Origin of the sequence: Paenibacillus sp. WLX2291 (assembly GCF_046603665.1) — a bacterium.
GTDB lineage: Bacteria > Bacillota > Bacilli > Paenibacillales > Paenibacillaceae > Saccharibacillus.
In genome coordinates, this window is sequence record NZ_CP176755.1 from 4,810,601 (window position 1) to 4,824,006 (window position 13,406).

At 48.8% G+C, this 13,406-nt stretch carries 9 protein-coding genes; 2 read left to right on the plus strand and 7 right to left on the minus strand.

Features of this window, described 5'->3' with window-relative positions:
• Positions 1 to 126: 126 nt before the first annotated feature.
• Positions 127 to 2,127: an excinuclease ABC subunit UvrB gene (uvrB, locus tag ACDE64_RS20595; protein WP_411343931.1), complete on the minus strand. Its 2,001-nt coding sequence runs from the start codon at positions 2,125 to 2,127 to the stop codon at positions 127 to 129.
• Positions 2,128 to 2,771: 644 nt separating this feature from the next.
• Here uvrB and ACDE64_RS20600 point away from each other — a divergent pair.
• Both ACDE64_RS20600 and ACDE64_RS20605 read left to right on the plus strand, forming a co-directional pair.
• Entirely contained in the window at positions 2,772 to 3,563 is a 792-nt protein-coding gene (locus ACDE64_RS20600) for a flagellar motor protein (RefSeq protein WP_411348110.1), read from the plus strand.
• Between the two features lie 2 nt (positions 3,564 to 3,565).
• Positions 3,566 to 4,384: a flagellar motor protein MotB gene (locus ACDE64_RS20605; protein ID WP_411348111.1), complete on the plus strand. Its 819-nt coding sequence runs from the start codon at positions 3,566 to 3,568 to the stop codon at positions 4,382 to 4,384.
• 153 nt (positions 4,385 to 4,537) lie between these two features.
• On the opposite strand, the gene ACDE64_RS20610 is transcribed toward ACDE64_RS20605, so the two are convergent.
• The 6 genes from ACDE64_RS20610 to ACDE64_RS20635 all read right to left on the minus strand — a co-directional run bounded on the left by ACDE64_RS20610 (position 4,538) and on the right by ACDE64_RS20635 (position 13,302).
• A complete protein-coding gene (locus ACDE64_RS20610; RefSeq protein WP_411348112.1) occupies positions 4,538 to 6,751 on the minus strand; it encodes a hypothetical protein in 2,214 nt (737 codons plus the stop codon).
• Between the two features lie 180 nt (positions 6,752 to 6,931).
• A complete protein-coding gene (locus tag ACDE64_RS20615) occupies positions 6,932 to 8,389 on the minus strand; it encodes a S41 family peptidase (protein ID WP_411348114.1) in 1,458 nt (485 codons plus the stop codon).
• An 80-nt stretch (positions 8,390 to 8,469) separates the two neighbouring features.
• Positions 8,470 to 9,738 (minus strand): murein hydrolase activator EnvC family protein, encoded by a 1,269-nt coding sequence (locus tag ACDE64_RS20620; protein WP_411343936.1) that lies wholly within the window; start codon positions 9,736 to 9,738, stop codon positions 8,470 to 8,472.
• 147 nt (positions 9,739 to 9,885) lie between these two features.
• Positions 9,886 to 10,806 (minus strand): permease-like cell division protein FtsX, encoded by a 921-nt coding sequence (gene ftsX, locus ACDE64_RS20625; protein ID WP_411343937.1) that lies wholly within the window; start codon positions 10,804 to 10,806, stop codon positions 9,886 to 9,888.
• Positions 10,796 to 11,482: a cell division ATP-binding protein FtsE gene (ftsE, locus tag ACDE64_RS20630; RefSeq protein WP_411343938.1), complete on the minus strand. Its 687-nt coding sequence runs from the start codon at positions 11,480 to 11,482 to the stop codon at positions 10,796 to 10,798. Before ftsE ends, ftsX begins: the two co-directional genes overlap by 11 nt.
• A gap of 245 nt (positions 11,483 to 11,727) precedes the next feature.
• Entirely contained in the window at positions 11,728 to 13,302 is a 1,575-nt protein-coding gene (locus ACDE64_RS20635) for a DHA2 family efflux MFS transporter permease subunit (RefSeq protein WP_411348115.1), read from the minus strand.
• Positions 13,303 to 13,406 lie beyond the last annotated feature (104 nt).

The window sequence follows — 13,406 nt, forward strand, 5'->3', positions numbered from 1 at the left end:
CGGTCGTATCAGGGTTGCTATCAACACGCAGCACATAAAGCATCAGTCTATGATAAAGGTTGCCGAATATACCGCCCTGACGGCAAGCATATCCAAGCAACCTCTGAAAGTACAACATGATGTGCGTTAACTAATCTCTGCTTTTAATTCCAATACGGCATCGCGCAATTCAGCAGCACGTTCAAACTGCAAGTCTTTTGCCGCTGCTTTCATCTCGCCTTCCAGACGTTCGATCAGAGCGATCCGATCGCGTTTGGACATCTTCGCTTTGGATGCTTCTGCCATATAGTTCGCTTTGCCTTCGGCGACTTTGGTCGCTTCAATCACATCGCGGACTTTTTTACGAATCGTTTGTGGGGTAATGCCGTGTTCTTCGTTGTACGCGATCTGGATGCTACGACGACGCTCTGTCTCACGAATCGCATTCGCCATCGAATCGGTCACTTTGTCACCATACATGATCACTCGACCTTCGGAGTTACGCGCAGCCCGTCCAATCGTCTGAATCAAGGAACGTTCGGAACGCAGGAAGCCTTCTTTGTCGGCGTCGAGAATCGTAACGAGCGACACTTCCGGCAAATCCAGACCTTCCCGCAACAGATTGATCCCGACCAATACATGGAACGTTCCTAGCCGTAAATCACGCAAAATCGACATCCGCTCCAACGTTTTGATATCGGAGTGCATATAGCGGACTTTGATACCGACTTCTTTGAGATAATCGGTCAGATCTTCCGACATCTTCTTCGTCAGTGTCGTTACTAGTACACGCTCGTCCTTCTCAATCCGTATCCGAATCTCGCTGATCAGATCGTCAATCTGTCCTTTGGTTGGACGTACTTCGATAATCGGATCAAGCAGACCTGTCGGACGAATGATCTGCTGCGTCATATCTTCGCAATGTTCCAGTTCATACGGTCCTGGTGTTGCCGAAACGAATACCACTTGACCGACCTTATTCTCAAATTCCTCGAACTTGAGCGGACGGTTATCTAGCGCTGACGGTAAACGGAATCCATGATCAACCAGTACATTTTTACGCGCTTGGTCACCGTTGTACATCGCCCGAATCTGTGGCAACGTCACATGCGACTCATCAATGACAACGAGCATATCATCTGGAAAATAATCCAGTAGCGTATACGGGGTATCGCCACGTTCACGGAATGTCAGTGGACCGGAATAGTTCTCAATTCCGGAACAGAAGCCGATTTCCTTCATCATCTCAATATCGTAACGCGTTCGCTGTTCCAGTCGCTGCGCTTCCAGCAATTTGCCTTCTTCGCGGAATTTCTCCAACTGCTGTTCCAGTTCGCGCTCGATATTTTTGATTGCTACTTTCATCGTCTCTTCTTTGGTTACGAAGTGAGATGCCGGGAAAATGGCAATATGGTCGCGTTCGCCAACCAGTTCGCCGGTCAACACATCAATCTCGGTAATGCGTTCAATCTCATCGCCGAACAATTCGATCCGAACTGCCTGTTCACCGCGTGACGCCGGGAAAATCTCGATCACGTCACCACGTACGCGGAATGTGCCACGGACAAAGTTAATATCGTTGCGCTGATACTGGATATCGACCAGACGCGCCAATATTTCGTTGCGAGACTTTTCCATACCGACACGTAAAGACAGCAACATGCCTCCGTAATCCTGTGGAGAACCGAGACCATAGATACACGATACACTCGCAACAATGATTACGTCGCGACGTTCGAACAGTGAGCTAGTCGCCGAGTGACGCAGTTTATCGATCTCTTCATTGATGCTGGAGTCTTTTTCGATATACGTATCGGAGGAAGGAATATACGCCTCCGGCTGATAATAATCATAATAACTAACAAAATAATCAACGGAGTTGTTCGGGAAAAACTCCTTGAACTCGCTGGCAAGCTGGGCAGCCAGCGTCTTATTATGTGCAATGACCAATGTCGGTCGTTGCAACTTGGAAATGGTCTGCGCAATAGTAAAGGTCTTACCTGTACCGGTAGCACCGAGTAGCGTCTGATACTTCTCGCCGTTCTTGATACCATCAACCAATTCTACGATCGCATTAGGCTGATCGCCCTGCGGGGAAAATTCCGACTCTATCTCAAATTTCTTGGAGCTGACAACAATATCGTTCATTGCCCTGCATCACCCTATCGTCTAAAATATATAGTACGTTTGCCCGATAATAACAAAAGAGACCGTTCTTGCGAATGTCCGGCACCTATACTTTACCCAGCCTTGGCTGTGCTGGCACATCCATAAGAACTCATCTCTATGAAAACAATCGGTATTACGCAATCCAGACCGCTTCTGCGCCCAACGACACGATCTTCCTTACATACACATCGCGCGCTGACGGTCACAGCAAAAAACCAATTTTATTTTCCTTCGTCTTCCTATTGCTGGACGCTATAATTGGTTAAATAGATATAAATTATAATACCCGCCATCGCCTCTTCAATTTACAAAGATAACAATGCGGGATAACGTAAAAAACGATCACGACAGCAGCATCCTACGTTGCGGTTCACCCTGATCTGGAGGTGTGGAAAAACCACAGGATTTCATCATTCATACAGTCAAATAAGAATGTTTGTTCCCTTCTATTATACTCGTACCATACCATTTATGCAATTGAAACAAGGTCTGAAAACGACATTTTTTTCAATATTTTCATACAAGCAGTTGCGCAATGTGGCTGGCTGGAACGGGAACATTTCCACATTTTCCCTGTCTCCAACACAGATCAGCTTCCCGTACGCAGAACAGGAGATGGATACATGGATTTGACAACAATTATCGGAATTATTGCAGGGGTTGCTGCATTGATTGGGGGGTTTTTATGGGAAGGCGGAGACGCTGGAGGTTTGCTTCAGGGTGCTGCCGCATTAATCGTATTTGGTGGAACGGCGGCGGCTGTAGTGATCAGCTTTCCGGCATCTCGTTTAAAAAAAATGCCACAAGCTATTGCTACCGTACTCGTACCGGCACGCTCGGACAATGAACAATTGATCGAAGATATCGTCAACATGTCGATGCATGCACGCCGCGCTGGTGTACTGGCGCTGGAGCCACAGGCGGTATCGCACGAAAATGCCTTTTTGCGTGAAGGATTGCAACAGGTGGTCGATGGGACAGATCGTGATGTGATCCAGCAAATTTTGGAGTTAGAAATGGGCAAGACGGAGCAAGAATATGAACAATATGCCAAAATCTTCGACGCGGCTGGTGGTTATGCGCCAACGATGGGGATTATCGGTACTGTTATGGGTCTGATTCAAGTATTGAGCAGTCTGAATGAGCCAACTGGTCTTGGTGCATCGATTGCTGTTGCTTTTACCGCTACGCTGTACGGTGTGGCAAGTGCCAACCTGATCTTCCTTCCACTCGCTTCCAAAATCCGGTCGCGCAGTGAATTGGAAATTCAGACGATGGAAATGCTCGTTGAAGGTGTATTATCGATTCAAAATGGTGAAAATCCACAACTCGTACGTCGCAAGCTGGAAACATTCCTCGTTGATAGCGAAGGTAGTTACGATGATAGCAGACCCGCATCCGCAAGGGAGGAATAACGATGGGACGTTATTCTCGTCGCAAGCCCAATAACAGCGCACATGATCATAAAGACCGCTGGCTCATTACGTATGCCGATCTGATCACGCTGCTGCTTATTTTCTTCATTGTCATGTATTCGGTTAGCCAGATCGATTCCGGTAAATATAAAGTATTAACAGAGTCACTACAATTGACGTTCCAGAGTGCCAATTCAGTGCTGGATGGTGGCAAAGGTGTAACTGGGACAGCTGGTGAGAGCGTCGACAATGGCGGTCAGTCCCCTGAACAGAATCAAAACGGTGAACAGGGCGGACAAAGTCAAAACGACGGTCAGGAGACGCTCACAAGCCGTGAGCAAGCATTTCGTGAACAGGAACGCGAGCTTGGCAATCTGATGCAAGTGATCCAGAACTATGTGCAGACGAACAATCTGCAAAATCAAGTGTCCGTCGTCGACAAACCGCAGGGCATCTCCATTACGCTCAGCGATCAGTTTCTGTTTGACGAAGGGAAGGCAGAACTGAAAGATCGTTCGCTCGGTACGCTGTCTCGTCTTGCCAGTCTGTTCCAGTCGATTAATACGACGATTAGTATTGAAGGGCATACGGACAATTTGCCGATTGTATATGCTTCTCGTTACAAAGATAACTGGGAGCTGTCCGGTGCGCGTGCGCTGTCTGTACTGCGTTATTTTATCGATAACAAAAAGCTGGATCAGTCCAAGTTCCAATATGCCGGTTATGGAGCTACTCGTCCGGCGGCAGACAACTCCACCGAATCGGGCAGACAGAAAAACCGCCGCGTGGAAATTATCGTTCTGCGGCAGTTGCAGGAATAGTAAAACAATAAATGGTAGCTGTTTGGGATTTAGATGATGTAAGTGGTATATTTGCTCGAAGTACTCCACTGATGTTTTTATTAAAATGCCAAAATATCAACATACGAAAAGCCCGTGTTGTGCTGCATTTGCAGTGAACACGGGCTTTTGTTATTATTTGCGACGATTGGAACGGCGTTGACTGCGTTTTGGTAATTCGTCTGCTGATAATGCGGATGTGAGCGGAGCGTAATCGACCGGTTGTGGCTGTACGTGCGCAGGGGTTGGACTTGTTGCTTCATCCTCTGGCTGCGCTGATTCCGACTCATCGTAATGTACCGGTGAGACATCATGCGTCTCGTTCGTCTCGTTCGTCTCGTTCGTCTCGTTCGTCTCGTTCGTCTCGTTCGTCTCGTTCGTCTCGTTCGTCTCGTTCGTCTCAGTATATTCTACCGAAGAAACCGGGAGTGCAACATTTGGAAATTCGGAGACATGTGCTGATTGTATCGAATGATCCTCTTCTGTAACATGAGTATCTTCTTCCATCTGCGAAGGCTCTAGATCATGAGAAGATTGCATAGCGTCTGAAGACCTTTCATATTCAGAAGATACCTCTTCAGACGATACCTCAAAGTTAGAATGTACTTCCGAGCTATTAGGTACTTCATAGCTAGCAGATACTTCAGAGCTGGCAGGTATTTCTGAGTCAGAAGGGATCGCAGAGCTGGAATGTTCTACAGCATGTGATGATGGTTGCATATCAGCAACATCCGTAGCATCTGCCTCTGCGTCTGCTTGGGTATGAGAATGTACCAATTCCGACGATGGTTCTGACGATTCAAGTTCAGACGAAGCGGGAACATCTGTCGCTTCGAGCGGCTTTTCTTGCTCAGGCTCAAGAGCAACATGAGACGCTGCTGGCTCTATAACCGAAGATGGCGCGATGACTGGCGGTTGTGTGTGTATAACATTCGTCTCCGCCTGTTTCTGTTCCGACTGCGCCGTCGTATCTTGTTCAGCGACTGCATCGGAAGCTTCCGACTTCGTCCGATCATAACTCGGTAGCGCAATACTCGAAAATTCCTCGATATCGCCAAATGATCCTCTAGTCGAACGGTCACCGCCACCGCGCTGCTTTGTTACTTTGGGCTGCATCAGCAGGTGAACAGCACTCAATCGTTCCACATCCGGCGAGATCAGCGACTGATCATCCGGTGCGAAGATCATGCCTAGCTGATGATGATCACCAGCATAGATTGCACGCTGCAAAAATTTACTTTCTCCATTGATATTCAATATTTCCAACTTGCAAAATGCCGGATTCATACGCAGCGCTTCATGCAGCTGCTGCGGGCTGTTCACTTGCATACCATTTACTTTGTACGCTGTCTCGCCAGCTAGAATACCTAGCTCGCTCGCCGGGCTGCCCGGAATGACATCCATAATCCGTAGCCCGCGCAGACTTTGTGTATACAGCAGCGGCTGACCCGCTTCTTCGCGGCGGGCAGCATAGATCATATATTCACGCCAGATCACACCAATCCAGATCCCGAGCACCGCTAGTGGATGCCAGAAAAAGGACGCTGCGGTGATGACCAGCAACACCAGATTACTTTGCCATAAACGACGTGTGACTACCTGTGCCTTATGAGCAGGCAGCATCGTACGAGTCAAGATGCTGCTGCCGATCATTACTGGCAACATAGTGAGCGCTATCCCTGCACCCCAATCGGCGCTATGATTGAGTGGACTCCACGGCAATAGCAGACCGCCAGTTAGCGGGACAAATAACCAGATCGGCACTGGCCAAAACGCATCCAGCGTATACGCACCGACCGGCTTACCACGTTTGCCTTCCACATTGACTGGAGATGCCAATCTAGGTGCTTGCGAGCGGTACAAGATCGCTTCCGCCATTTGCAGCAGGACAGCAATCGCCAGCAATCCAGTCCAATCGGCTATCCGCACGCCTGCTACGAGTTCACCCAACCAGCCGGAAGGCTGCCAATCCGGCATCAACCACAATAATAGCGAAAGTATCGTTGCCACTGCCAGCGCATCCAGTATATGCGCAAAACGCAATCGAACAAGTGACAGCAGGACGATCAATCCGCTTAATACCCAGTTCATTCCGATGGTCATATGTATACCAATCCCGGTCATCAGCACCGAAACAACCAGTCCAATTACCAGACCCGTGATCACTGTACGCAGCACTCTCCCTGCATACAGATGCACCCGTATGTTGAATAAACGCCGTTCCAACAGTCCCTGACGCCGGTAATGCAGAAGTACAGCAATCAAAAATATATAGTAAAGCGGCTGCGTCAGCAGCTGCCACAACACATCAGCCGTTATTCGGAGTGTCTCGTTCAATACCGCTACCATTACCCACTCTCCTCAGTTGCCTCCATCATTTTGCACATCGTTCATTCATGTTTGCGTATTCATTACTCTCTATTGTACCGAAAAAAAGAAGGCTGCAACAGCCTTCTTTTTACAATCGTGTTGGTCATCTCGTTTGCGCCAGTGGTAGCGCGGGTCTAGTGTAGAACACACGTACATATTTTATTTTTTGGTAGCTACTTGTTGCTCGACGCCAGCAATCGCTTTGTTCAACTGGACATCGTATTGCGGGTCTTGAATGTGTTTTACCAGCGCTGCTTCCAGTGCAACAGCGGTTTTGGCATCAATTTGACCATTTGCGGTCAGTTTCTCCGCGGTTTGGAACGCTTTGACCTGTTCTTCTGTGCTGCGGTCAAAGTATCCATCTTTGCGATCTACGTCGTAGCCAAGACCGTCCAGCATGATCTGGGCATTTTTGACGTTATCGTTATTCATGTCGTATTTGAGCGTTGTATCTGTATTGATCGGCGTCACTGTGTAATAATCCGGTGGCGATACGTTCACATCAGGCTTGATGCCTTTTTTGTGAATCCAGTCGCCGTTCGGAGTTAGCCATTTGGCGATAGTGATCTTGATCAGACTGCCATCATTGAACAGATTGTCCATGCTCGTCTGCACAGTACCTTTACCATACGTCGTTTCGCCGTACAGTGTAGCGCCTGCGGATTGCTTGAGCGCACCGGCAAGAATCTCGGATGCACTGGCGCTACCGCCGTTCGTCACAACTGCAATCGGATAATCTACGCTTTGACCAGTCGAGTTGGCGACCTGACGTTCACCGGCTTTATCCTCGATCTGTACAATCGCTTTGCCCTTCGTAATAAACTGGGATGCCATATCTTCAACGACGGACAGTACACCGCCCGGGTTGTTGCGGACGTCGATAACGAGCCCTTTCATCCCTTGATCTTGCAGTTTCTTCAGTTCTTCTTTGAAGCGTTCGGCAGTATTGAGCGAGAACTGTGTAATCTCGATCACGCCGATTTTATCGTCTGTCATACGTGCATACACCGTTTCCATCGCGATATCGTCACGTACGATTTTGAAAGTCATCGTCTCTTTGCTGCCAGCACGCTGAATCTCTAGCTCGGCAGTAGAGCCTTTTTTACCGCGAATTTTGGCAACAGCGGCGTTCAGATCGTCACCAGACAGCTTCTCGCCATTCACGGAAACGATAATATCTTTGGCGCGCAGACCGGCTTTCTCTGCTGGGGAGCCTTTGATCGGGGATACGATCACGACATTGCCGTTATCCTGTGACACTTCCGCTCCGATTCCGGTAAAGGAGCCAGCGATGGATTCGGTAAATTGACCAGCCGTATCCGCATCCATGTAACTGGAATACGGATCGCCCAGCGCTTCTACCATACCGTTGATGGCACCGTCGACCAGTTTGCTCTCATCTACATTTTGATAATAATTGCCTTCGATCAGACTGGCGACCGTACTGAGTTTGGATTTCTCCTCGTCGGTCAATCCACTGTTGCTAAGCGCGCCCAGCACACCCTGACCCATTGAAGCTCTTTGCACAAATGACGGCAGATTCACTACAGCCAGCGTCAGTACGCTGCTGAGTACCATCATGGCAACAACAAGCAGAGCTACCGTGCGTTTTTTCATTCCATTAACCGCCTCTCTACGTTAAAACCGGTTCACCCGCGATCCGCATATGAAGCAATGCAGACCGCAGGCAACCGGTTTTACAAATATCCCATTGGATCAACTGGCGAACCATTGACCCGTACTTCAAAGTGGCAGTGCGGCCCGGTGGAGTTACCAGTAGAACCGACTTCTGCAATTTTCTCGCCTTTGCTTACGCTTTGACCGACCTGTACCATCACACCGCCGTTGCGGATATGACCGTACAATGTTTGAATGCCGTTTCCGTGGTCGATAATGACAGCATTACCGTAGCCACTCACTGCACCAGCTACTACGACTGTACCGCCATCAGCAGCCATGATCGTTGTACCCTGCGGTGCGGCAAAGTCCACACCAGCATGCAGTTTGTAAATGCCTGTTACCGGATTCGTACGATAGCCAAACGGTGAGGACAGGCGTGCGCCGCTAACTGGCACCATCAGGATGCCGCTTCCGCTACCCTGATAACCGCCACCGCCTCCACCGCCGCTATACGAACCGCCAGAACCTTGTGAAGCTGCTGCTTCTGCGGCTGCACGAGCTGCGGCTGCCGCGCGTTCTTGTGCTTCAACAGCTGTTTTCTCGCTATAGAGAGAGGCGCGTTTGTCCGCCAGATTCCATAATGACTGCTCCTGAGCTGCGGTTGCTTCTTCCGCATTCTGGATTTGCAGATCGTATTTGGCGATCAGGCGTTGTTTTTCGTTTTCTTTGGAATCGAGCTCGCCTTTGCGTTTCGCTTTTTCGGAATACAAGCTTTTTGCTTTGGCGTAGTCGGCTTTCAATTTATTTTGCGTCACGATGACGAATTGTTTATCTTTTTCATGTTGTGCCAAAATGTCCTGATCCTGATCAACGATCATTTTCAAGGAATCTGCACGCTCTACAAAATCGGAGAAGCTAGTTGCAGACATCAGTACATCCAGATACGATACCATACCGTCGGTGTACATCATCCGTACACGCGTATCAATCATGCCTTCTCTGGCCTTGATCCGTTCCTGTGCTTCGGCCAGGTCTTTCTTTGCCTGCCGCAGACCGGTTTCCGTTTTGGTAATATCGTTGGATACACGCGAAATCTGGCTGTTTACTTCGTTGATTGCCTGCAATACATTACTCAAATCCCGCTGCGCTGCCTTTTTCAGTGTAGACGATTGTGCACGACGGGCTTCAGCCGCTTTTTGTTGCTGCTTCGCTTCTCTCGCCTGCTGCTCCACTGCATTCAGTTCTTTTTGAATATCGCTCGAAGATTTGGCTGCAGATGCCTGTCCCGGTTGTATCAATGCAGCGGCCAATAAAACGGTGGCCATAATTGATGCGGCTTTTTTCAACTTTTTTACCATCCTTTTATTGTAGTTGGTTATTTAAAGAGTCGTTTCCGGCGCTCAGCAATTACGTCATGTTTATTATCGGCAATGATAAATGAGCATTTATAGGACTAAAGCACTTTTCGGTAAAATTTGGAACTATTTTGACCGTTATACTTTAAGAAAACGACGAATGGATACCGTACTGCCCCAGATCCCGATCAATACGCCGAGAATGAGCAAAATGCTGCCTAGTAATAACCAGATTTGCTGTAACGGTACAAGGGTGATCAATGAGCCTAGACTCAAGGATGACATAGATGCAATCACGAGTTGCTGATACCCGATAAACAGAATAATGATCGTTACCAGTGCACCAATTCCGCCCAGCAGCGCGCCTTCAATAAAGAACGGCCAGCGGATAAACTGATTGGTCGCCCCGACGAGCTTCATAATACCAATCTCGCGACGGCGTGCCAGAATAGTCACTCGAATCGTATTGGCAATGAGGAACATCGCCATCAATGCCAGTGCAGCGACCAGAATCAGACCGATATTACGAATCAGATCCGTTACTTTGAACAGCGTCTCAATCGTCTCACCGCCATAGCGGACTTTGAGGATTGGCTTCTCAGCATGATCGTTGTTCAGCGCTTCAATCTTCTGTGCTACAAATGGAACCGTGCTCGCTTCAATCACATTGACGCGCAGCGCATCAGGCAACGGGTTGTTATCCTCGGCATATCCCTCAAGGAAACTTTCCCCGCCTTCTCCCAGATTCTCGCGCAATTCCTTCAAACCTTCGTTTTTCGGAATGTACTGGATATTGCTCACTTCTGGCATTTCGCTGATTTCCTGCTGCAATTGCTCACGTAGCGATTGGCTTACATTTAGCTCCAAGAAGACATTAATCTCTACCTGATTGTCCGCCTTATCGGCGAGCTGATTGACGTTATATACAAGTAAAATAAAGACACCGAGAATGAATAAAGACACAATAATCGAGGTGATGGACGCGACTGACATCCATCCATTGCGGAACACGCTTCGAAAACCTTCCCGCAGGTGTCGCAAGAAGGTACTAAAATTCATAACCGTACTCCCCTCTAATCTGGTCTCTGACCAGCTGACCATTCTCAATCGCTAGTACACGGCGGCGCATCGAGTTAACAATATCTTTGTTATGTGTCGCCATAATAATCGTTGTGCCACGGAAATTAATCTCATCTAGCAATTGCATAATGCCAAACGATGTCTCCGGGTCTAGGTTACCAGTCGGCTCATCGGCAATGATCACAGCAGGATTGTTAACAATCGCACGCGCAATCGCAATCCGCTGCTGCTCCCCACCAGAGAGATGATCCGGGTAGCGGGTTGCCTTGCTCTGCAAACCGACAAGCTCCAGTACTTCCATCACTCGCTTCTTGATCTGACGACGCGGCGATTCGATAACTTCCATCGCAAATGCCACATTTTCAAAAGCCGTCAGCTTGGGCAGCAACCGAAAATCCTGAAACACGACGCCAATGTTACGGCGCAGCAGCGGGATTTTGCGTTGTTGCAGCTTGCCCAGATTGAAGCCGTTTACCGAAATCTGTCCCTTGGTCGGCTTCTCCTCACGGTACATCAATTTCATAAATGTCGATTTCCCCGCTCCCGAAGGACCGACTACATATACAAATTCATTACGGTCAATTTTAACGGAAATGCCCTGTAGTGCATGAGCACCATTGGGGTACGTTTTCCATACGTCCTGCATCTCGATCAATTTATCACTTCCTATTACAGGGTTCAATGTAACCACAGCCGACTAGCGATACATCGCAACAGTCTTGATTCTGCCGGTTACGACAGGTCTGACATAATTCCACAATCTCTATTGTAACAAATTCGTTACCTGTTGAGTACTATAATAACCTGAAAAGATTGGCGGAATCAAAAAACGACCGGTTTCATATGTAGCCTGAAATCGGTCGTTCCTTATGTGGCGCGGGATGCCCGCTCTTGGTTTGTTTAATGTAGCGTTTCAGAAGTTGGATGTGGCTTGTCAGAGACGCGAGACGATGTAACTGCCCGTGCACTTCCCATTAGCGCAACCGATACTAAGGCGCATATTGCAGGCACAATCGCCCAGCCAAATGTACCGGACACCGATTCAGTCAGTGCTTGCCGGATAATGTCCAGCACCTGCGCTGGAATCTGCGACTGCATCTGTTCTGACAGCAATGCACGCGGATCGATAGTCGACAGATCCATACCAGATGGTAATGAGCCACCTGCCTGCTCCTGAATGCGAGCGCTGAACAAACTATGCTGTACCAGCCCAAAGATCGTTACCCCGACCGACATGCCGAGCGAACGGACAAAGGATAGCGTCGAATTGGCAGCACCGCGCTGACGTACATCAAATTCCTGAATACCGCTAATGCCCAGTACGGAAAAGGAAAACCCGATCCCAAACCCGGTAATGATCAGATCCAGCACGAGCAGCCAGTGCGGTGTATCGGCACGCAATTGACTGAGTAGAATCATACCAACCGTGAATATAATCGCAGAACTAACCATGATGCGGCGGAAGGTCATTTTATTCACCAGAATCCCGCCAACCATCGCCGCCAGTACCGATCCTACCGTCATCGGTAGCAGAGTCAGCCCCGAATTGACAGCAGTACCACCAGTTACACCTTGCACATAGATCGGAATATAGAGCGTCACCGTAATAAATGCCGCCCCGTAAAAGAACCCTGCCGCTACGCTACCTGCAAACAAGCGCTGGCGAAACATCGGAAACGAGACGATCGGTTCCTGTGCACGCCGCTCTACAAATACAAATGCAATCGACATGACAACAAATCCGATCAATAGCAGCACAATCGGCAGCGACGTCCATGCATATGTCCCCCCGCCCAGTTCCAGCGCGAACATGAGCGACACGACGGCGCCGACCAGCAAGCCTGCACCTGCCCAGTCAATCTGCTGACGCGCACGCTGCAACGATTCGCGATAAAAGAACAAAATCAACAGCAGCGAAACAATCCCAAGCGGCACATTGATGTAGAATACCCAGCGCCAGCTAAAATACTGCGTAATATACGCACCAAGCAGCGGTCCAAACAAACTCGACATGCCGAATACTGCTCCCAGCAGCCCGGTCATTTTATCCCGCTTCTCCGGCGGAAATGTATCAAATACGATCGTAAACGCAATCGGTACAAGCGCACCGCCGCCAATACCCTGAATCGCGCGATACAGACTAAGCTGCACAATCGACTGCGCTGTTCCACACAAAATCGAACCAAGCATAAACATAATTAAGCCGAATACAAAAAATCGCTTACGTCCATACATATCAGACAATTTCCCAAAAATCGGCGTTCCTGCTAGCGAAGCGACCAGATACGCCGACGTAACCCATACAAACTGATCAAAGCCCCCCAGATCGCCGACAATCGTCGCAATCGAGGTTGCCACAATCGTATTATCGATGGATGCGATAAAGATTCCGAGTAACAACCCAGCTACGATCCAGCCTGTTTTGACTGCACCGCCCGGCTGTTGCCCCGGTAAAGATATTGCTGCTTGAGCCATTTCCGTTCACTCCTCTTCCTATTATGCTGCGTACGTTCCGCTATATTGCGTACGTTCTGCTATATAAGATGCAATACGTTATTATTAACACATCTTCCTTGTAA